The sequence below is a fragment of the Phosphitispora sp. TUW77 genome, assembly GCF_048453025.1.
Classification (GTDB): Bacteria; Bacillota; Thermincolia; order Thermincolales; family UBA2595; genus Phosphitispora.
Window position 1 is genome coordinate 1,005,990 of record NZ_CP156677.1, and the last position, 21,869, is coordinate 1,027,858.

General features: G+C 43.7%; 18 protein-coding genes. 17 read left to right on the top strand and 1 reads right to left on the bottom strand.

The window, feature by feature from the left end; translation table 11 throughout:
* The first annotated feature begins 69 nt into the window (after positions 1-69).
* The 10 genes from mtrB (at position 70) to ABFY19_RS04610 (ending at position 10,106) form a co-directional block, all read left to right on the top strand.
* Positions 70-297, top strand: coding sequence for a trp RNA-binding attenuation protein MtrB (gene mtrB, locus ABFY19_RS04565; RefSeq protein WP_418792066.1), 228 nt, complete (start codon positions 70-72; stop codon positions 295-297).
* A gap of 139 nt (positions 298-436) precedes the next feature.
* The gene (locus ABFY19_RS04570) at positions 437-634 is read left to right on the top strand and encodes a glutamate decarboxylase (RefSeq protein WP_418792067.1); all 198 of its coding nucleotides are present in this window, start codon (positions 437-439) and stop codon (positions 632-634) included.
* A 209-nt stretch (positions 635-843) separates the two neighbouring features.
* Positions 844-1,716, top strand: a complete 873-nt coding sequence (gene accD, locus ABFY19_RS04575; protein ID WP_418792068.1) for an acetyl-CoA carboxylase, carboxyltransferase subunit beta — start codon at positions 844-846, stop codon at positions 1,714-1,716.
* Positions 1,697-2,656, top strand: coding sequence for an acetyl-CoA carboxylase carboxyltransferase subunit alpha (locus ABFY19_RS04580; protein WP_418792069.1), 960 nt, complete (start codon positions 1,697-1,699; stop codon positions 2,654-2,656). The genes accD and ABFY19_RS04580 overlap by 20 nt, the downstream gene beginning before the upstream one ends.
* Before the next feature lie 48 nt (positions 2,657-2,704).
* Complete coding sequence (gene pfkA, locus ABFY19_RS04585) at positions 2,705-3,667, top strand: 6-phosphofructokinase (RefSeq protein WP_418792070.1); 963 nt, start codon at positions 2,705-2,707, stop codon at positions 3,665-3,667.
* 14 nt (positions 3,668-3,681) lie between these two features.
* The gene (gene pyk, locus ABFY19_RS04590) at positions 3,682-5,433 is read left to right on the top strand and encodes a pyruvate kinase (RefSeq protein WP_418792532.1); all 1,752 of its coding nucleotides are present in this window, start codon (positions 3,682-3,684) and stop codon (positions 5,431-5,433) included.
* A gap of 221 nt (positions 5,434-5,654) precedes the next feature.
* Positions 5,655-8,852: a S8 family serine peptidase gene (locus ABFY19_RS04595; protein WP_418792071.1), complete on the top strand. Its 3,198-nt coding sequence runs from the start codon at positions 5,655-5,657 to the stop codon at positions 8,850-8,852.
* A gap of 70 nt (positions 8,853-8,922) precedes the next feature.
* Entirely contained in the window at positions 8,923-9,330 is a 408-nt protein-coding gene (locus tag ABFY19_RS04600) for an Hsp20/alpha crystallin family protein (protein ID WP_418792072.1), read from the top strand.
* A 126-nt stretch (positions 9,331-9,456) separates the two neighbouring features.
* The gene (locus tag ABFY19_RS04605) at positions 9,457-9,723 is read left to right on the top strand and encodes a hypothetical protein (RefSeq protein ID WP_418792074.1); all 267 of its coding nucleotides are present in this window, start codon (positions 9,457-9,459) and stop codon (positions 9,721-9,723) included.
* A 203-nt stretch (positions 9,724-9,926) separates the two neighbouring features.
* Positions 9,927-10,106 carry a hypothetical protein gene (locus tag ABFY19_RS04610; protein WP_418792075.1) on the top strand — a complete coding sequence of 60 codons (180 nt, stop codon included), beginning with the start codon at positions 9,927-9,929 and terminating at the stop codon, positions 10,104-10,106.
* Between the two features lie 121 nt (positions 10,107-10,227).
* Here ABFY19_RS04610 and pduL read toward each other — a convergent pair whose 3' ends face one another.
* On the bottom strand, positions 10,228-11,460 hold the full coding sequence (pduL, locus tag ABFY19_RS04615; RefSeq protein ID WP_418792076.1) for a phosphate propanoyltransferase: 1,233 nt from the start codon (positions 11,458-11,460) through the stop codon (positions 10,228-10,230).
* Between the two features lie 275 nt (positions 11,461-11,735).
* Here pduL and ABFY19_RS04620 point away from each other — a divergent pair, with 275 nt between their 5' ends.
* The 7 genes from ABFY19_RS04620 (at position 11,736) to larC (ending at position 21,860) form a co-directional block, all read left to right on the top strand.
* Positions 11,736-14,159 carry a glycogen/starch/alpha-glucan phosphorylase gene (locus ABFY19_RS04620; RefSeq protein WP_418792077.1) on the top strand — a complete coding sequence of 808 codons (2,424 nt, stop codon included), beginning with the start codon at positions 11,736-11,738 and terminating at the stop codon, positions 14,157-14,159.
* Between the two features lie 135 nt (positions 14,160-14,294).
* Positions 14,295-14,960: a TetR/AcrR family transcriptional regulator gene (locus tag ABFY19_RS04625; protein ID WP_418792078.1), complete on the top strand. Its 666-nt coding sequence runs from the start codon at positions 14,295-14,297 to the stop codon at positions 14,958-14,960.
* A gap of 15 nt (positions 14,961-14,975) precedes the next feature.
* Positions 14,976-15,680 carry an ABC transporter ATP-binding protein gene (locus ABFY19_RS04630; RefSeq protein WP_418792079.1) on the top strand — a complete coding sequence of 235 codons (705 nt, stop codon included), beginning with the start codon at positions 14,976-14,978 and terminating at the stop codon, positions 15,678-15,680.
* Positions 15,680-18,037 carry an ABC transporter permease gene (locus tag ABFY19_RS04635; RefSeq protein WP_418792080.1) on the top strand — a complete coding sequence of 786 codons (2,358 nt, stop codon included), beginning with the start codon at positions 15,680-15,682 and terminating at the stop codon, positions 18,035-18,037. The genes ABFY19_RS04630 and ABFY19_RS04635 overlap by 1 nt, the downstream gene beginning before the upstream one ends.
* A 51-nt stretch (positions 18,038-18,088) precedes the next feature.
* On the top strand, positions 18,089-19,318 hold the full coding sequence (locus ABFY19_RS04640; RefSeq protein ID WP_418792081.1) for an efflux RND transporter periplasmic adaptor subunit: 1,230 nt from the start codon (positions 18,089-18,091) through the stop codon (positions 19,316-19,318).
* A gap of 101 nt (positions 19,319-19,419) precedes the next feature.
* Entirely contained in the window at positions 19,420-20,634 is a 1,215-nt protein-coding gene (locus tag ABFY19_RS04645) for a CCA tRNA nucleotidyltransferase (protein ID WP_418792082.1), read from the top strand.
* A complete protein-coding gene (larC, locus tag ABFY19_RS04650) occupies positions 20,631-21,860 on the top strand; it encodes a nickel pincer cofactor biosynthesis protein LarC (RefSeq protein WP_418792083.1) in 1,230 nt (409 codons plus the stop codon). Before ABFY19_RS04645 ends, larC begins: the two co-directional genes overlap by 4 nt.
* The last annotated feature ends 9 nt before the right edge of the window (positions 21,861-21,869 follow it).

Below are 21,869 nucleotides of genomic sequence, written 5' to 3' on the forward strand. Positions count from 1 at the left end.
GATTTCTTGCAAATATAAACAAATTGTGGTATCATTACCTTGCCTGAGAATTAACGTGAGGTGATAAGTTTGAAGGAATCGCAAATTGTAGGTGAATATATTGTAATTAAGGCATTGGAAAACGGTGTTAATATTATAGGCTTGACACGGGGACAGGACACAAAATTTCATCATTCGGAGAAGCTTGATAAGGGAGAAGTTATGATAGCCCAGTTTACCGAACACACTTCGGCTATGAAGATTCGCGGCAGGGCCCAGGTGTTGACCAAACATGGCTTGTGTGAGTCAGGTTCCTAATAAAAAAAGTCCAGGGTTTCTGCTCTGGATATTCTTGTTTTTTATTTGGTTAAAAATAAAGGAATATAGACAATACTAGTCGAAGGACTATGTAAGAATTGTTCCATCCCAATGAATGTAGCAGATAGGGGGCTAGGACATGTGGACAGTGGTCTATATAGCGCCTAACAAATTAGTTGCCGAGAACCTTCAAAAAGTGCTGGCAAACGAGGGTCTGTTAGTTACATTGCGTGCTATTGGATTACCGCATGAGAACGATACGGGGGCCATTGAGATTCTTGTTCCCGAATCAGAGGTGGATGAAGCCATGGAAATTCTTAACAGTGCCGTAGGATGACCAAATGATATGGCAAATATTTATTAATAAACATTACATGTCAACCCTGTCAATGATGGTAGAGTTTTGTTTAGTCATTGACACAGGTTGACTGTTGTTAATTATCCGCCGGTAAAGATCATACCCCAAAAGTACTAGTAGCTGTAAGGGGCTGTTCAACCGGCGCTTAGTTTAACAGTGGAGTAATGAAATGAGGTGCATAGTCTTTAATGTTTAAAGACCTGTTTCGTAAACCGAAGTATGTTACCGTACATGCTGATAAAACTAAAAAAGATACGCCTGACGGTTTGTGGCAGAAATGCCCAAACTGTAATGAAATTCTTTATGCCAAGGAACTGGAGAAAGGTCTAAAAACCTGCCGGAAATGCGGGGGCTATTTTCGTGTCGGGGCCAGGGAACGCATCAAGATAACAGTTGATGAAGGCAGCTTTATTGAAATGGACGCAGGCCTTCAATCTACTAACCCCCTTGATTTTGAGGATTATCCTAATAAAGTGGCTGCCGCGGTAGAAGCTACCAAGTTGAATGAAGCTATTGTGACAGGTAAAGCCAATATAGGCGGATATCCTGTTATTATTGGGGTTATGGACAATAATTTTATTATGGGCAGCATGGGTTCTGTTGTTGGAGAAAAAATTGTCAGGGCAGTTGAGAGGGCAGTTGACGACAACGTCCCCCTAATCATGTTTACTGCTTCAGGCGGGGCCAGAATGCAGGAAGGGGTTATTTCCCTTATGCAGATGGCGAAAACGTGCGGAGCCTTAACTAAGCTGCATGAAGCCGGGCTTTTGTATATTACTGTGCTTACAGATCCTACAACGGGAGGGGTTTTGGCAAGTTTTGCCTCTATGGGGGACATTGTTATTGCCGAACCAGGCTCTTTGATAGCATTTACGGGGCCCAGGGTAATAGAACAGACAATGAAAATAAAACTGCCTGAAGGTTTCCAGACGGCAGAGTTTATGCTGGACCATGGACTTATAGACATGGTGGTGCCCAGAGCTGATTTAAGGAATACTTTGATTAAGCTGCTAGACTTACATATGACCGGAGGAAATGCAAATGCCCAGCATTATGCTTGAATTTGAAAAGCCTATTGCCGAGCTTGAGGCTAAAATTGAGGAATTAAAAAACTTCAGCAATGAAAAGGGAATTAACCTTACGGAAGAGATAAGCACAATGCAGGCTAAGGCAGAGGCACTAAAAAAAGAAATATTCGGAAACCTTACACCTGTTCAGAGGGTTGCTATCGCAAGGCATCCCGAAAGACCGGGGACACTGGATTACATTAAACACATGTTTGAGGATTTCATAGAACTGCATGGTGATCGTTATTTTGGCGATGACAGGGCCGTTATCGGGGGGATTGCCAAGTTTCAGGGATTACCGGTTACGGTTATTGGCCATGCTAAGGGTAAAGATACTAAGGATAACCTGGCCAGGAATTTTGGTATGCCAAACCCGGAAGGGAACCGAAAGGCCCTTAGGCTTATGGAACAGGCGGAGAAATTTGGACGCCCTGTATTCACTTTTGTTGATACCCCCGGTGCTCACTGCGGCATGGGTGCAGAGGAACGCGGCCAGGCACTGGCTATTGCGCAAAACCTGGCCCGCTTGATGAAACTTCGGGTGCCGGTTGTTAATACGATAATCGGTGAAGGAGGCAGTGGGGGTGCTTTGGCAATTGCGGTGGGTGACTGCTTGATGATGCTGGAAAACTCGGTGTTTTCAGTGATTTCTCCTGAATCTTTTGCTTCATTACTTTGGAAAGACCCTGCAAGGTCCCAGGAAGCTGTGGGGGTTATGAAGATGACTGCTTATGATTTGGCGGAATTGGGTATAATTGATGAGGTTGTTCCGGAACCTCTTGGAGGTGCACACAAAGACCATCATGAAATAGCTGCCCGCTTAGGGGGGACTTTAAAAAAGAGTCTGGAAAGCTTGCGGAAAATGTCTGTTGAAGAAATGCTGCAGAAAAGGTATGAGAAATTCCGTGGCATAGGACAATTTATTTCCGGATAGAATACAGATGATATTTAATGTTCACTGACAGTTTAGGAGGCTTCAGGATTGAAAAAGATCGGTGTTTTGACAAGCGGTGGAGATGCCCCCGGGATGAACCCTGCTATCAGGGCAGTGGTAAGAAAAGCTATTTTCAGCGGGCTGGAAGTTGTTGGCATCCAGCGCGGCTATTCTGGGCTAATTCGGGGTGAATTCAGGAAAATGAACCTGAGTTCTGTGGCAGATATTATCCATCGCGGCGGGACAATCCTAAGGACTGCCAGGTCTGAGAATTTCCGGACACCGGAGGGGCGCATGAAAGCAGCCCACAACCTGAACAGTCAAGGGATTGAGGCTTTAGTCATTATCGGCGGGGATGGTTCCTTCAGGGGGGCACAGATATTTGGGAGGGAACATGGTGTTAGGTTTATTGGGGTACCGGGCACCATTGACAATGATATTCCCTGTACAGATTACACTATAGGATTTGATACCGCTGTCAACAATGTAGTGGATGCTGTCAATAAGATAAGGGATACGGCCACTTCTCATGAAAGGACTTATGTTATAGAGGTAATGGGACGAAACTCAGGTTTTATTGCCCTTGAAGCCGGTCTGGCAGGCGGGGCTGAGTCTATCTTGATCCCTGAAATATGTGTTAATTTAAATGATATAATTGAAAAGCTTGACCGGGGCATGCAGCGCGGTAAATTACACAGTATTATAATTGTAGCTGAAGGAGCCGCCAGCGGAATAGAGATCGGCAGACTGATAAAGGAAAGAACCGGAGCGGATACAAAAGTCACTATTTTGGGTCATATTCAACGCGGAGGGACCCCTACCTCTTTTGACCGTATTATTGCCAGCAGGATGGGTGCCATGGCTGTTGATTTGTTGGTCAGAGGTGAAACCGCTAAAATGATAGGCATGATATCGGGAACTCTTAAAGATTTTGATATTGACTATGCTTTAAGCCAGAAGAAGACTATTGATACATCTGTTTATGAGCTGGCAGGCATTCTTTCCATTTAAACGGGGTGGTTACCATAAGACGCACAAAAATTGTATGTACAATAGGCCCGGCAAGCGATTCTCTACAAATCATTAAAAAAATGATTTGTAATGGAATGAATGTTGCCAGGTTGAATTTTTCCCATGGGACCCATGAAGAACATACTGTCCGTATTGCCTTAATCCGCCAAGCTGCAGGGGAGTTGAATGCAGTAGTGGGGATAATGCTGGATACCAAGGGGCCGGAGGTAAGAACAGGCTTACTTGAAGCAGATAAGGTTTCTCTAGAGGTCGGAAAACATATAATACTGACCACTGAAGATGTAAAAGGTACTGCAGAGCGACTTTCCGTTAGCTACAAGGGTCTGCCGGGCGATGTCCGCCAGGGCTCGAAAATACTTATAGCCGATGGACTGGTTGAACTTGAGGTTGAATTTGTAGAGGGAACTGAAATACATTGCCATATTGTTAATGGCGGCTTAATCGGAAGCCGGAAAAACATTAATCTGCCCGGGCAGACAGTAAACCTCCCTATCATTACGGAAAGAGATATAGCAGACATCAGGTTTGCTGTAGCAAACGACTTCGATTTTATTGCTGCTTCCTTTGTCAGGACTGCTTCCGATGTTTTAGAGATTAGGAAAGTACTGGAGGAAAATGAATCCGGTATTGAGATAATAGCAAAGATTGAAAACCACCAGGGAGTCGAAAATATTGATGAAATATTAAAAGTTGCAGATGGAATTATGGTGGCCAGGGGGGACCTTGGGGTTGAAACCCTTACTGAAGAGGTGCCCCTAATCCAGAAGATGATTATCGAAAAATGCAACAGGCTTGGGAAACCGGTAATTACAGCTACCCAGATGCTTGATTCCATGATAAGTAACCCGCGTCCCACTAGGGCGGAAGCTACTGATGTGGCCAATGCCATATTTGACGGGACAGATGCCCTGATGCTGTCAGGAGAGACTGCGGCCGGCAGCTACCCTGTGGAAGCAGTTGCCATGATGGAAAGGATTGCCACAAGGACTGAAAGGGCGCTGGGATTTAAGGAAATCCTGGGCAGAAAAGAAATTGCTCCTGGAAAGACTGTGACTGATGCTATCAGTTATGCTACATGTGCCACTGCTTTTGACCTTGGAGCTGCGGCAATTATTACTTCAACAAAGTCAGGTTATACAGCACGGATGGTTTCCAAATATCGTCCCCAGGCCAGGGTTATCGCTGTGACCCCTAATATGGATGTAGTGCGTCAGCTGACGATAGTCTGGGGGGTATCGCCATTAATGGTTCCAGAGACAGAATGTACTGATGAAATGATAGATGCCGCGATAAGCGGCGCTCTTCATGCCGATCTCATTCAAAGTGGTGACCTTGTGGTGATTACAGCAGGAATTCCGGTTGGGGTTCCCGGTACCACCAACATGATCAAGGTTCATATTGTCGGTGATGTGATTGCCAGAGGAACAGGCATAGGGGCCAGGGCAGTAACCGGTACTGTCCGGGTTGTTGCTGACGCGCAGGAAGCTAACAGGGTAGTTGTTCAAGGGGATATCCTGGTAACTGCTTCCACTGACAGGGCTTTTATCCCTGCTATGAAAAGGGCCGGAGCGGTGATAACAGAAGCCGGGGGACTTACGTCACATGCCGCTATAGTTGGTATTAACCTAGGGATTCCGGTTATAGTTGGAGTGGACAACGCTTCTGCAATTTTAGAGTCAGGAACCATTATTACGATAGATGGGACCAGGGGACTGATTTACCGGGGACATGCAAAGGTATTATAGGTAACATAAAGGGAATAAGAAGAAAGAACGGGGATGTCCGATAAGTGGGATGTTCCCTTTTTGATGGGCGGGAATCTGGTGAGTTATTGCACAAGAAAAATACACTATTCACTAACCCTGTCCGGTATCTTCCGGGCAGGGTTTTATCTTTATTTCATTTTTCCCCAGCAGGGTTTTTAGGAAATTTGTGGAATTAATATTTCAAACGGAGGGGATAACACATGATAAGGTTAAAGAAAATACAGTTTCTGGCGGCATTGGTGCTGATTATAGCCATGATGTTCACACAGGCCGCAGGGGCATCACAGTATAGTCCCGGAGTAGGCCCAAATGGATCGGAACCGATATACCGTAATGGTGAGGTTATATTTAAAACCAAACGCGTTGCTGATATCTTTAAATTGTTGGAAAAATACGGGATGAAAATGGTCCGGTGGGATGACCGGTTAGGTTATGTTGTTGCAGAAGTATCGGCAGATATTGATGTTACAGCCCTTTCGCAGAAGCTCAGCAGGGAAAACGCGGTGTTATATGCCCAGCCAAATTATACATACAAGCTTTTTGGTGCTCCCAATGATTCACAGTATGGGAAGCAGTGGGCCATGAAACAGATTAATGCTGAAATGGGCTGGAATGTCAATGATTCCCGAAGCCCCGTAGTTATAGCTGTGCTTGACACGGGGGTGGATGTGAACCACCCTGACTTAAAAGGCAGGCTGGTACCGGGGGTCAATACGATTAACCCTCTGAAAAGCGCAAGGGACAGTGACGGCCATGGGACCCATGTGGCTGGGATTGCCGGCGCCATGGTGAATAATGGCCTGGGTGTGGCCGGAGTGGCCGGAGTGCCTGGTGTCAAAATTATGCCTGTTAAAGTGTTTGACGGGTCGGAAGGTACAGATACTTCAATAAGTGACGGGATTATGTGGGCTGCAGACCATGGTGCCAATGTTATCAATATGAGCTTTGGAAGCTGGTTTCAATCTGAGGTTTTGAACGAGGCTATTGAGTATGCGTATGAAAAAGGAGTGGTTATGGTTGCTGCGGCCGGGAATTGGGCTACAGAGGATATCAGCTATCCGGCGGCAATTTCAAAAGTAATTTCTGTTTCCGCCATAAACAGGGAAAACAGCCTTGCTGAATTTTCCAGTTATGGACCATTAATTGATGTCTGTGCACCGGGTGAAGATATATACAGCTGCGTTTGGGATTCCTATAAAGGTTCCACATATACCGAAATGAGCGGCACATCCATGGCTTCACCAATGGTTGCCGGTCTGGCGGCCCTGCTGCTGGCTAAAGAACCTGGATTGACAGTGGATGATGTCAGGCAGATTATTGAAGTTACTGCTGATGACCTGGGAGAGCCCGGATGGGACCCTGAGTTTGGTCATGGGAGGATTAATATCGGCAGGGCTTTGGCAGCTGTTCTCAAGAACGTACAGGATTCTAATGACAGCATGGAAGATGCGGTTATTCTTGAGAATGGGCAGCCGGTATTGGAAAAGTTAGATTCCGGAACTGATGTGGACTGGTTTAAGATAAGTATTCCGCCTGAAAGTCACCTTCAGGTAGAGGTGTTGCCGGCAGGCAATGTCAGCCCGGGGGTTGAGGTGTGTGATTCTTCAGGAGGGGTAATATCTTCTTTTAACACAATTGGAAATGGAGCCGGTATTGGATGGGGAACCAATATGTATGCACCGTCAGGAACTTCGCTAAAAGTTGCTGAAACTGTTTACGGGCTGGTTGCAGATGTAGGGGAAGGTGAATGTTATATTAAGGTATTCGGGAACCATTTCCGTTGGTCCGAAGAGAATTATACCATTGTGGCAAGAGCATTTACAAATGATGAACTTATCATAGATAATTACGAACCTAATAATACCTATGAGGAAGCCAAAAAACTTAATGTACTGAAAAATGTGAATGGAGCTATTGAGGACGGGACTGATGAGGATTGGTTCAAAGTCCGCTTGAACGGCAAAGCTTACAAAATAACCCTCGATGTTCCTGACGGACTGGATCTGGCTGTTGATGTGCAGAGTGTATCTAATTACAGTGAAGATGTCTGGGGAAATTATGATTATATTTTCGACAGCAATTGGTATTATGAGACAATTAATAAGGGTGGTCAAGGTGAAGATGAGGAAGGAGTTATATTCTTTCCCAAAGCCCATAATGGGTTATACTACATTAGGGTGTATGATACCGGCGGCGCTTCCCAAAATGCCGGCTACACTTTGAATATGTCTGATTTCACTTTTTCCAGGGACCGCTATGAAAGAAATGACATCTGGCACCAGGCAGCCCGGATAAGTTTGGGAGAAGAAATTACAGCTAATTTCCATAGAGAAGAGGACGAAGACTGGTTTGAAGTTGAAGTCACGGAAACAGGAATACTTTCAGTTGATTTTCAGGAGCCAAGGGGTGGGTGTTGCAGCATCTATGTATTTGGTAATCCTGAAGAAGAAGCTCTGGGTTATTATGCCAGTGGGGGATTTTATGAATATCCATGGGATTTTGAAGAGGAAAGTTCAATTGATATCATAGTTAATCCCGGTAAATATTATATTAATGTATTTAATTGGGGATGTCAGATTGTAGATAATTATAAATTAAATGTTAAATTCAGCAACTATGATTTTGTGGATCGGGAAATTAATGATCAGCCGCTAATGGCAGTTCCTATTGTCCAGGGTACCGTCCAGCAAGGGACAATTTTTCCTGCTGATGATTTGGATGTTTATGTCCTTGATGTAGTTGACCCCCAGCCATTACTTGTCTATATTACCCCTCCGGACAAATTGGATACTGCTGTGATTGTAGCAAAGGAAATTAATAACTGGGATTCTGCTGAGACTGAAGGCGGAACTGAAGAAGGTTCAGGGGAAATTCTGGAACCGGATCTGGATTTAGTGGCTGAAATAGACAGCGGGAATGCCGGTGAGCCTGATGAAGGGGTGTTTACACCCGCCAAGCCGGGCAGGTATTATATTGTCATTTTACCTATTGGGGGTAAATCCGAGGGAAGGTATTCATTTGTTATCAAACCATTTACTGCGGCTCCCGATGCATGGGAAAATAACAATACCTTGGAAAAATCCGCGGCAATTACAAGCGGTGTTGCCTTAAAAGCAACTTTTATGGGGATTGAAGATATTGACTGGTATAAGATTTATATTCCGAAAAATGGTAAACTGCGAGTGACTCTAGATGTTTCTGGGGATATTGATGGCGTATTTGAGGTCTATGATCCTGACGGCAAATTATTGGGCAGGGCTGACCAATCTATGACCGGAATAGAGGAAGCAGGTACCTTTAATGCAGTCAAGGAGGGATATTACTATATAAAAGCTTATGACTACCTGGGCAATTCATCAGTTCAGCCATATGAACTGACTGTGCGGTATCTGGAATAGGCCTCCCAGCCACAGGCAGCACAAATATTATGTTAATTGCATAATATGTTAGTGGAAAGGAGTGACCACTATGGCTGACCTGGCAAAATGGAATCCGTTTCAGGACATAACCGGTTTTTTTGATGAATTAGACAAATTGTTTACTCATTTTATGAAATCATTTTCTGAAGAGCTGTATTCATCGCAGTTAGCAGGAAACAGGATGAACCTTGAGGTTAAGGAAGAGGGCAGTGACTTGATTATCACAGGTGATATTCCGAATTCAGTTAAAGATAACATTGATGTTGTGGTAAGACAGGACAGTGTGGTGATAAGCGGTGAAAACCTGCTCCAAAAAGAAAAGGGCGAAAAGAAAGAATATCAGTGGAGCAAGTTTACCAGGGCCTGCAGCCTTCCGGTAAGAGTGAATTCAAAAAAAACTGAAATTGATTTTAAGGGCGGAAAACTTACTATTCGGGCTCCAAAAGAAGAAGCATAAAGTTTAAATAATTATTTTAGTAAAACTTATCTATTGCAATAAATTACTAATTAAGATAAAATATTATAAGATACCAATATTTATTACAAAATCTTACACAATAATCCGGGAGGTATAAGGGGTTTTATGCAAAGGTTTTTTCAGTTTACAATAACAAGTGATGCCAGAAGGCAAATTCCCAAAATGATACTTGAACGTTTAGTTGATGAGTATATCTGGCAGAGTCAGCAATGTCAATGCGGTGCAGCTTCTGTTAAGGATAGGGCTAAAAGAGTTTGCAAGCTGGTTGAAGCAGAAATTAACAGGAGAAATGTTCAAAAGGATTTTGACAGGCTGCTGAACAGAAGAATGAGAGAACTGGAAATGGAACAGCAGGAAAAAACGGGAAGCTAGTTTATTTTAAAGGAATTCCGATTAAAGGGATTCCTTTTCTAGTTTATCTGTTCTCGACAAAATAACTGTAATGGTGTAGGAATTTGACGTACGTTTTTTCACCATTTTATTTTCTTTTTATGATATACTGTTTCCAGTGTGAAAAAATAAAACACTTACTTACAAGAATTCTTAAATAAATCATTTAAAGGAGGAGACGGGGCGTGATTCGGGCCAGGGTTTCTGAAATTGTAGGAGAATTTGCTATTCTGGAATTTGGTGGAATTGCTAAAGTTGTGTCATGTACGGAATTACCGGACAGTGTTAGAGAAGGGGACATAGTATTATTCAAAAATCGAAAAACAGTTTTTCTCCAACCCAAAGTTGAATTACACACCAGTTGAATTACACACTAATATTAAAACAGGGGTAGTGTATTCATTGAAACAGGGGTAGTGTATTCCTCAGGTAAAAGCTGCTGCTTGCCGGATGAATACATCTACCCCTTAATATTATTTGTGTAAATTAAAGAACTTTTGCCAGGCTGCGGAATGCCTGCTCCAGAGTAACAGTGTTCAGATTGGCTTCAACTACAAGTGGTTTAAACATTAAAAGCAGTTCTTCTGCGAATTTAAATTTTTCGGATGGGTAAAAAGAGGTATCAACAGGAATAGCTCCGAGGTTTAAGAACAATTGTTTTCTGTTGTCAGTTTCATCATTTAAGCAGCGAACTTCTAACAGGAGCCCTTCAATTTCAGGATGTTCTTTTTCCAGAAATGAAGTGACCTTGTGATAAAGGAAACTGCCAATGCCACGATTCCTGTATTCCGGTATAATTCCCAGGTGTTCAAGGTATCCCAGCTTGGAATCCTTAAGGTAATAGAAACATGAGATGCCGACTACCCTATCTTCTTCCATAGCTGAAAGAAGATAAAACCGGTTAGGCTCTATCAGGTCAGTATTCAGCATTTTATTTACAATTGACTGCTGAATACTTGTAGGATAATGAAAGATATTTCTGAGCAGCTTTATTCCTTCAATACAGGCATAATCATGGGGATTCTTCCCAAGTACAAATTTAATATTATCAACCCCGACTTCAACAATATTGCCAAAATTATCTTTTATAACCATTTCCCTATGCTTAATCATTGCCAGGTCTCCTGTATCCACAAAAGCCGCATTTGCTTCATCGGTATCCATATGAAATTCTGTTTCTCCCGTTTCTGTAACCCTGACCAGCACATTATGGTAGCAAACGACTTTTTGGCTTTTAATTAGTATACTTACTTTATCCTTGTCATTTAAGTCCAGGGATTCTGCTTTTGATTTGGTCATATGGATATGAGCCCGAGGAATGATAACTCCTTTTTTCAAGACAAGTGGGCCGTTTGGTCCAATAAGGATAGCCCCTGGGGTTTCAGCCAGGTCACCGGAGTCCCTAATGGGTGTGTTAATACCTAATTTAACAGCATCAGTACGGCTTATTTCCACTTGTGTGACATTTCTGGGCGGACCGACAATTCTTACTTGTTCCAGAACCCCTTTTGAGCCGACAACATTTACCGTTTCTTTAGCAGCGTAGTTTCCTTTCTGAACTAGTTGTTTGGCAACAGTCAGCTTATACCCACTGCCAAACAATATCTCAATATCTTCCTGGGAGAGGTGAACATGCCTGTTTGATACTCCGATAGGTATCAGCCATTTATTAGATTTCCAGAAATCTATTTTATCCGGATTGATATTGGTGTTCAACATTTGCTTTCTCCCTTTCTATTATTATAACTAGATCTAATATGAATATTTTGCAGTATCTCATACCTTTTTATAGATACTGTCAGTTTATTATTATAACAAGAATAATTACTATATATAAAGTTACAGTCTATATGGGCTAGAGCTATTTAGATAAAGTACAGATGATTATCTTATGATAGCTTGTAAAATTAAAAAATAATAATTTGATGGGAAATATGGCCTGCAGGATAAAAGAAGAGTAATATCGAACAAGTATCGATAGAGGAGGGGGTACTATGTTCCAAGATAAACGAGCTTTTAAAAACGATTTCCTTGCAAAACTGCAGGCCATGTCCGGGAAATCCCTGGAAGAGTCTACTGCTTTTGATAAATATATGGCTGTGGGTGGTATGATAAGAGACTATATAAGCAAAAAATGGGTAAAAACGAATGACAGATATTTGGAAGAGGATGTCAAACAGGTATATTATTTTTCTTTAGAGTTTTTGTTAGGCCGTCTCTTGGGAAGCAACCTTCTTAATCTGGGTTTTACAGAAGTTTGCAGGGAGTCGCTGGTCGAGTTGGGGATAGATCTGAATGAATTGGAAAACGCAGAAGCGGATGCGGGTCTGGGGAATGGGGGCTTGGGCAGATTGGCTGCCTGTTTCCTTGACTCTATGGCTTCATTGGGCATACCCGGCCACGGATGTGGGATCAGATACAGATACGGTTTTTTTGAACAGAGGATAGTTGATGGATATCAGGTGGAGTTGCCTGACAACTGGCTAAGGGATGGTAACGTATGGGAAGTGCGTAAGCCTGATAAAGCGGTAGAAATAAGGTTTTATGGTGTTGTCAGGGAAGAAATCAGCAAAGCGAAAACGGTGTTTGTTCATGAAAATTATGAATCTGTTCTGGCTGTGCCTTATGATACTCCGGTGATAGGCTATGGCAATAACACTGTGAATACATTGCGATTGTGGAGCGCAGAGGCCGTACAGGCTGATTTTGATTTGTCTTCCTTCAGCCACGGTAATTATCAAAAGGCTATGGAGTATAAATACTCTGTTGAAGCTATTTCACAGATTCTATATCCTGATGACAATCATTACAAGGGCAGGGAACTCCGGCTAAAGCAGCAATACTTTTTTGTTTCTGCAGGAATCCAAAGTATTATCCGCAGGTACAAGAAAAAGAACGGTTCCCTGCGGCAGTTGCCGGAAAAAGTTGCCATTCATGTAAATGATACTCACCCGGTTCTGGCAATTCCGGAGTTGATGAGGATATTGGTTGATGAGGAGGAAATGAGCTGGGATGAGGCATGGGAAATAACTACAGCTACCATATCATATACAAATCATACCATTCTTTCAGAAGCCATGGAGAAATGGTCCACAGACCTTTTCAAGAACTTGCTGCCTAGGATTTATATGATTGTTTATGAAATAAACGAAAGGTTTTGCCGTGAGTTGTGGGATAAGTATCCGGGGGATTGGGACAGGATAGCATCTATGGCCATAATTTCGGATGATCATATAAAAATGGCTCATCTGGCTATTGCCGGAAGCTATAGTATAAATGGTGTGGCACGGATACATACCGATATACTTAAACGTCAAGAGATGAAGAATTTTTTCTTCATTTATCCCCACAAGTTCAATAATAAGACAAACGGGGTTACTCACCGAAGGTGGCTGATGAAAGCCAACCCGGAACTTGCTGCTTTAATAACTGAGACCATTGGCAACGGGTGGATTGATAATCCCGCTGAATTTATTGAATTGTTAAAATATGCTGATGACCCATCCTTCAAGGAACAGGCTGCAAATGTTAAAAAACGGAATAAAACAGTCTTAGTGAAAATGATAAAAGATAAATATTCGATAGATATTGATCTGGAGTCAATATTTGATGTCCAGGTAAAAAGATTGCATGCATATAAAAGGCAGCTTCTGAATGTGTTTCACATAATGGACCTATATAACAGGCTCCTGGAAACTCCGGACCTTGATATAGCGCCACGGACCTTTATTTTTGGAGCGAAAGCCGCTCCAAGCTACTTCCAAGCCAAAACTACCATTAAGTTGATCAACTGCCTGGCAGAAATTATCAACAAAGACAAGCGTATCATGGATAAGATTAAGGTGGTTTTTTTGGAGAACTACCGGGTTTCCCTGGCAGAGATGATATTTCCGGCTGCCGATGTTAGTGAACAGATTTCAACTGCCGGAAAAGAGGCTTCCGGCACAGGCAATATGAAATTTATGTTAAATGGGGCTGTTACCATAGGCACCATGGATGGCGCTAACATCGAAATTTTTGAAAAGGTAGGGCCTGCCAATATTTTTACTTTTGGGCTTACTGCCGAAGAGGTCATGGACTATTACCGCAGCGGCGGATACAATTCACATGAATTATATCAAAATGACCATAGATTAAAAGCAATAATTGACAGTCTTGTTAACGGTTTTTTCCCTGTTTCAGCCGGTGAATTTATCAACATTTATAATTCTTTAATTATGCATAATGATGAGTTTTTTGTACTCAAGGATTTTGCCGCATACGCCGATACACAGATGAAACTGGACAAGGCTTTTCGCGATAAGGGGAAATGGCTGGGGATGAGTATAAACAATATTGCTTATGCAGGAACATTCTCAAGTGATCGGACAATAAGGGAATATGCAAAAGAAATTTGGGGAGTCAGGCCGCTTGTGTAATTATTGAGATTTTTCTTGACAGTAGTGGCTAAAGAACATACAATATGACTAGGTAGTCATATGGGTTGCAAGTCATATGGGTTGCAGGTCATATGACCTTCTAGTCATATTGTTTTTAGACACGGGGGTAAAATTATGCCAAAATCGACCTTTTTTAATCTGCCGGAAGATAAGCGAAAGCGGATTCTTGATGTAGCCATGGACGAATTTGCCAGTCATCGTTACAGCAGGGCTTCTTTGTCAAATATAGTGGTCAAGAGTGGGATTGCCAAGGGAAGTATGTACCAGTATTTTGATGATAAGAAAGACCTATATACTTATATACTGGATATGGCAGCTAAAGAGAAGATGTCTTATATGGAGCAGGCATTTAACGAGGAGAATGATTTTTTTATTGCCTTTGAACGGCTAATGGCGGCAGGTGCACGCTTTAACCTGGAACACCCGCAGCTGGCACAGATTATTGCCAATACCATTAATGGGTCAGGAGAATCCTTGCTGCATGAAATATATTCCAAAAGCAAAGAAATGGCTATTAAGGCTTTTGAACATATGCTTAAAGAGGGAATAAATAAAGGGGAAATCAGGTCTGATATTGATCCCGGGCTAGCGGCATCTTTTGTGTATTCTCTGCTGGGGCAGGGGCTGGCCGATTATTTGCTGGAAACCTTGGGAGCTACCATGCATGATTACCTGGCCAATCCGGAGATATCACAAAAATTCACCCCTGAGCGTATAGAACACCTTGTTGCACAAATAATGAAAATTGTACGGAGCGGCCTTGAAGCCCAGAAACAATAAAGGAGCTGGTGCCTAATGGAAACTGTAATTCAGACCAGAAACCTTCATAAGACATTTTATACCGGGGAAGTACCGGTTCATGCCTTAAAGGGAATCGACTTGAAGGTGCCTGAAGGGCAGTTTGTGGTTATCCTGGGGCCTAGCGGCTCCGGGAAAAGTACTTTGCTCAACATCCTTGGGGGAATGGATATACCTACTGAGGGGGAATTTATATACAGGGGTACCCCGCTGCAGCAGATGAATAAACATGACCTGACCATGTTCAGGAGGAATGCGGTGGGTTTTATATTCCAATTCTATAATTTGATGCCAAACTTGACAGCTTTTGAAAATGTGGCCCTGGCAGCGGAACTTACCGATACTCCTCTGGACTCCGGTGAAGTTCTTGCGGAAATTGGGCTGGCTGACCGGAAGGAGCACTTCCCTGCACAGCTTTCAGGAGGCGAGCAGCAGAGGGTGGCCATTGCCCGGGCGATTGCCAAGAACCCTGATATTTTACTTTGTGATGAGCCTACCGGAGCCCTTGATTACCAGACAGGGAAACAGGTGCTTAATTATTTGCACAAAATTAACAGGGAACGCGGTAAGACACTTTTGGTTATAACCCATAATGCCGCTATTGGTAAGATGGCAGACAGGGTGATTAATCTAAAAGACGGCAGGATAGACAGGATTGAGGAAAACGCCAACCCGGTTACAGCAGATGAGGTGAGCTGGTAATGCTGAGACGCAAACTATGGAGAGATATCAGAGGGAATTATGGCGCATATCTTGCAGTTATCAGTGTTTCCATTATCGGGCTGATGCTGTATGTATCTATGGCACTTATCCTGGGCAGCCTTAAGGATAGTGTGGACAGTTATTACAGTGAATATAATTTTGCCGAAGGGTTTGCCCGGATAGTACGGGGGCCGCAGGGCCTGCTTGAGGATATCCGGAGTATTGAAGGAATTGACAGGGTCAGTGGCAGGCTTGTCATTGATGTTCTAGTCAATAAAAAGACTGGAGAAGAGAATACGACACTCCGCCTGGTTTCATTTGACGGGGGCAAAAATGATTTAAATAAGTTTAAACTGGAGGAGGGCAAGATTCCGTCGGAAGAAGGAAGGCAAATCCTGGTATCACCTGCTTTTCTTTCAGCTAATGAGTATAAAATCGGGGATGTGATTCCCCTAATTATAAATGCAACAGAAATACAATTTACAATTTCCGGTACTGCTAACAGTCCTGAATATGTGTATGAGATTCCCAGCGGGCAAATGCTCACTCCTGATCCCAAAGGTTTTGGAGTGGCCTTTGTGCCTTATGTCACAGTTGCTCAGGTACTGGGTATGGATGGCCAGGTAAATGATATTGTTTTTACACTTGACCGGGATGTTAGTTTTTCCAGTATCAAAAGGCCTGTGGAGAATATTCTCGGCAGTTATGGCTTAACCCAATTATATCCTCGTAAAAACCAATTGAGCCACTCTATGCTGAATCAGGAAATCGTAGGCTTGGAAGCTACTGTAAACACATCCCCGGTGATATTCCTTCTGGTGGCTGCCAGTATTCTTTATATCATGCTAAGGCGGATGGTGGAACAACAGAGGGGACTTATCGGTATCCTTAAGGCATTTGGCTTTACCGACAGAGAAATTATTACCCATTATCTTGGTTACGCAGTATTTACCGGCGGCTTTGGGGGGCTGGGGGGAGGTTTGTTGGGGACGTGGCTTTCGTATTATTTTGCCAAGGTATACCAGCAGTTTTACAATATTCCCGGCCTGACGGGAAGAATTTCTCCAGGGTATATTCTTTCAGCGGCTTTATTATCAATTGCTTTCAGCCTTGTCGCCGGTTATCAGGGATGCAAGGGTGTTCTTCGGCTGAGACCTGCTGAAGCGATGCGGCCCCCGGCCCCCAAAGTGGGGAAAAAGACCCTTGTGGAACGGATCGGATTTTTCTGGGATATGTTAACCACCCTGGGTAAAATGGCAGTAAGAAATGTTTTCCGCAGCAAACAGCGGAGTTTTCTGGCGCTATTTGGTGTTGCCTGTGCTTTTAGTCTTATGGTAGCTTCAGGAGCTTCATTTGATGCTATTTACTATTTAATAAACTTTCAGTATGAAAAGGTGGAGAAATATGATATTAAGGTAAGCCTGAAAAACTATGTTGACCTGACAGAGGCTGTAACCGGAGCACATTATATGGATGGAGTACTAAAAGCGGAGCCAATGCTGGAAGTGCCGGTGACTATTGCCAACAAGTGGCGGGAAAAAGATACCGTTATTACCGGACTGCCTCAGGATGCGTCACTTTACCACCTCCTTACAGATAAAGGAAAACAGGTCAGGCTGCCGGAACAGGGTATGGTAATTTCAACACAAATGGCCAAGGTGCTGGATATTAAGCAGGGTGATGCTGTAACAGTCAAACCCTTCCTGGGTGACAGGGATGAACGGCAGGTAGTTGTTCGGCAGGTAGTGCCTCAGTATGTGGGATTGGGGGCTTATATGGACATTGACTCCCTCAGCAGTCTTTTGAGGGCTCCACCTGTGGCATCATCAGTTCTAATCAGGGTTGAGGAGGAAAAAATGTCCGGGGTTCGTGAAGAACTCAGAAGCGGAAAAAACGTTTCCGCAATTCATGACAAAAATAAGCTGAAGTCACAGTTTGAGGAATTGATGGAGACTTCACAGGCTTCACAGTATATTCTTGTGTTCTTCTCATTTATTATGGGTTTTGCCATTGTATATAATGTCAATCTTATCTCACTTTCGGAACGGGAACGGGAAATGGCCAGCCTTATGGTGCTGGGAATGACAGAAGGGGAAGTTGCCCGTATTCTCTTGTTTGAACAGGGGTTTTTGGGATTGGCTGCCATAATAGCCGGAGTACCGTTAAGTTATGGAATACTTTATGCAATTGTTAGTGCCTCAGGGAGTGATATTTATAATATGCCTTTGGTTATTGAGCTGAGGAGTTTTATGATGGGATTGCTGGGCACACTGATGTTCCTGGTGGCAGCTCAGTGGAAAATGAAGGGCAGGGTTGCCAAACTGTCGATGCTGGATGTTTTGAAACAGCAGGATTAAAGCAGGATTAACCGGGTTATTTGGGCGCAGTGTATACGAGGAGGGACCAATATGAAAACTTGGAAAAAGCGGGGACTTATCGGGGCAGGGATAGCTGTTGTGATTATAATTGCTATCATGTCATTATCCAAGGCGGTTGATGTGGAAGAAGTAAAGGTTATCAAGGGAGATGTATCCGCAGTCGTTGTGGAAAAGGGTAAGATTACCAGTGAAGAGAGTGTGGATATCTATAGTGAAATCCAGGGAAAGGTAAAAGACCTTTATGTTGAAGAAGGTGATACGGTGGTCAAGGGTGACCGCCTGGCAGAAATAGATGCAGGGGACATTGAGGCCCAGATTGCCGCACTGGAAGGGCAGCTCAAGTCTATTGAGGGCTTGGAGAAAGCCGCACAGGGAACCGTCAGCCAGGTTAGACAGCAGGAATCGGCATTGGAGCAGGCTGAGCTGTCTTTTGAACTTGCTGAAACTGCATATAAAAGAACACAGGAGTTGTATGCCGAGGGTGCTGTTACCAGGGTTGAACTGGAACTTTCTCAAAATGAAATGGAAACCGCTGCCGAGTCGGTTGAACAGGCCCGTGCCGCCCTTAATGCGGCGAAAAAGCTGGGAGAAGGCAATACATTGCAATACCAGGGACAGAAGGAAAGCATACAGGCACAGTTAAACCGGCTCAGGGAGCAGAAAGCCAAAGCGTTGGTAGCTGCTGCAGCGGATGGAACCGTGTTTGCCACAGGTATTGAAAAGGGCGGCTTTGTTTCTCCCGGTATGCTGATGTTTACTATCGGGAGAACAGGAAAGATACAGATAGAAACCTATGTCAATACCAAAGACATCCGGAACCTTGAAACCGGTGACAGTGTCAAGGTGCTGTTTAAAATGCCCGGCAAAGATACCGAACTGGCCGGAACCATTACCAGGGTTAATCCGGCTGCGGAAGAAAGGGTATCATCCTTAGGCATTATTGAGGATAAAATAAAAGTAATTGCGGAACTTGATGAAAAGCCCGCAGGGCTCCGTATTACCCCCGGGATGTCTGTTGATGTCACCTTTACGACTCAGGAAGTGCGGGGTGTTCTTGCTGTTCCCCGGGAGGCTGTATTTAACGATAACGGCAAAGATTATGTCTGGGTCATAAAAGGTGGAAAGGCGGTCCTTGGTGAAATAACCACAGGTGCAGAAGGAGACGAATTGATTGAGGTTAAAACGGGACTTCAGGAAGGAGAACAGGTGATTTTAAATCCACACCAGGAAGGACTTGCAGAAGGGATGAAGGTAAAATAGCTGCTAAAACACTACCCCCTGAGGTTATAACTATATTATATCAACTGCGCAGCAGCGGTTATCAGGCCTACCTGGTGGGTGGCTGTGTCAGGGACCTTATCATGGGAAGGAAACCCGTTGATTTTGATATTTGCACTTCTGCCAGGCCTGAACAGGTAAAAGAGATGTTTGCCAAGGTTTTTGACAGTGGTGTCAAATATGGTACTGTAACTGTTTTACTTGGTGAAAAAGCTTTTGAAGTCACTACTTTTAGAAATAGATTTGGTTCTGATGTTATCGAAGATGTAAAAACACGCGATTTTACGATTAACGGACTCCTCTTTGATGGTGAAAAAGTCCTTGACTATGTTAATGGCCTTGAGGATATAAACAATAGGTTAATCCGGGCAATTGGCAGCCCACAGACAAGGTTCGGGGAAGATGCACTTAGAATGATACGTGCCGTAAGGCTGAGCTGTCAACTTGGCTTTACTATTGAAAAGGAAACTTTTGACGCTATTTCAGCAAACACAAGGTTACTGGAGAATACGGCTGTTGAAAGGATAAGGGATGAATTTGTGAAAATCCTGATGTGTCGGAATCCCTCTCGGGGAGTGAGGAACCTGCAGGCAGCCGGTCTGCTTCAAAAATTTCTCCCTGAACTTCAGGATTGCTTTGGGTTTGAACAGCATAATCCCCATCATGATAAAGATGTTTTTGAACATTCTATGGCTGTTCTTGATAATATTTCAGGTGACCCGGTTTTAAGGCAGGCGGCATTACTTCATGATATCGGCAAGCCCAGGACATTTACTCTGGATAATAACGGTAAAGGGCACTTTTATTCTCACCATATTGTGGGTGGTGATATGGCAATAGAGATTATGTCAAGGCTCCGTTTTGACAGAAGAAGTGTAATTACCGTATCTGCACTGGTGACCGACCATATGAGCAGATTTGCTTATTTGCGCAAGGGAGGAGTCAAAAAGCTGATTAACAGGGTAGGGCTTGAAAACATAGAAAGGTTGATCAGGCTTCAGGAGGCTGATATCCTTGGCTCGGCAGGGCCCTATGATTTCAGGATATTGATGGATTTGGTAAAAGAGATAAATAAGGTTGTTAACCGAAACGAACCCCTGAAGGTAAAAGATTTAGCTATCGGCGGAAGGGATCTGATTCAACTGGGAATAAAGGAAGGTCCTGAAGTAGGCTGTATATTAAAAAAGTTACTTGTAAAGGTATGGGAAGACCCAGGTATCAATAATCGGGAAATGTTAATTACAATTGCCGGGGAAATGATTAATGAGACTTGCTTCCCTGGAAGGAGCCGCATATGATTGATAATAAACCGTATGACAGGGCGGGCAGCAAAGCCGGTAATGCTAAAACATTATATTTTGACTGTTTCTCCGGGGCAAGTGGTGATATGATAGTCGGAGCTTTGCTGGACCTAGGACTGAATGAAGAAATGTTCAGAAATGAACTGAAGAAAATACCTCTGGACGGTTATGATATAAACATCAGGAAAATAAATAAGTCCGGGATATGTGCTACCAAATTTGATGTCCTCACAGAACCTGAAGAAGTCTGTGCCTGTGAACGGCACCTGGATGATATTGAGCAAATAATTGATGCCAGCCGGTTAGCAACTGAAGTTCGAGACAAGAGCAAAGCAGTTTTTCGTCTCCTTGCTGCTGCAGAGGCCAAAGTACACGGTACAACACCGGAAAAAGTTCATTTTCATGAAGTTGGTGCTGTGGACTCAATTATTGATATAGTTGGTGTAGTGATTGCACTATACCTGCTCGGGGTTGATAAGATTGTTGCCTCTCCGCTGCCTATGGGCCGTGGTTTTGTAACGTGCAGGCATGGGCTTATTCCTGTTCCGGCTCCGGCAACAGTGGAGCTTCTTAAGGGAAGGGCCATTTACGGCTCTGAACACGAGGGGGAAACAGTTACCCCAACCGGGGCGGCGCTTCTTTCTGCCCTGGCGGGACAATTCGGTTCAATGCCGGCTCTTGAAGTGGAAAGAGTGGGATATGGAGCAGGGACAAGGGATTATGGGGTACCTAATGTTGTTCGTGCCATAATCGGGAAGGAAGTCGGTGACAGCAAGAAGTTTAACGGTACGGTTGTGGTCCTTGAAGCAAATATCGATGATATGAATCCTGAATTTTTTGATTATGTTTTGGAGCGCTTGTTCGAAAATGGGGCACTGGACGCGTTTCTGGTACCTATACATATGAAAAAGAACCGTCCTGCAGTTCTTATCAGGGTGATCTGCATTGAAGAAGATGCTCGGAAGCTTGCAGAAATCCTATTTCTGGAGACCTCAACAATAGGGGTCAGGTTCAGCAGGTGGGACAGGTTCTGTCTGGAGCGTGAAACCCGTATGGTTCAAACCGAATATGGTGAAATAAGGGTAAAAACAGCCCTGCTGCATGGAAATGTGGTAAATGAGGCACCGGAGTACGAGGACTGCCGGAAGAGGTCCCGGGAATATGGGGCTCCGCTTAAAAAAGTATACCTTGCCGCTTTGAGGGCAGCTGAAGGGGAGCACTAATAAGGATAA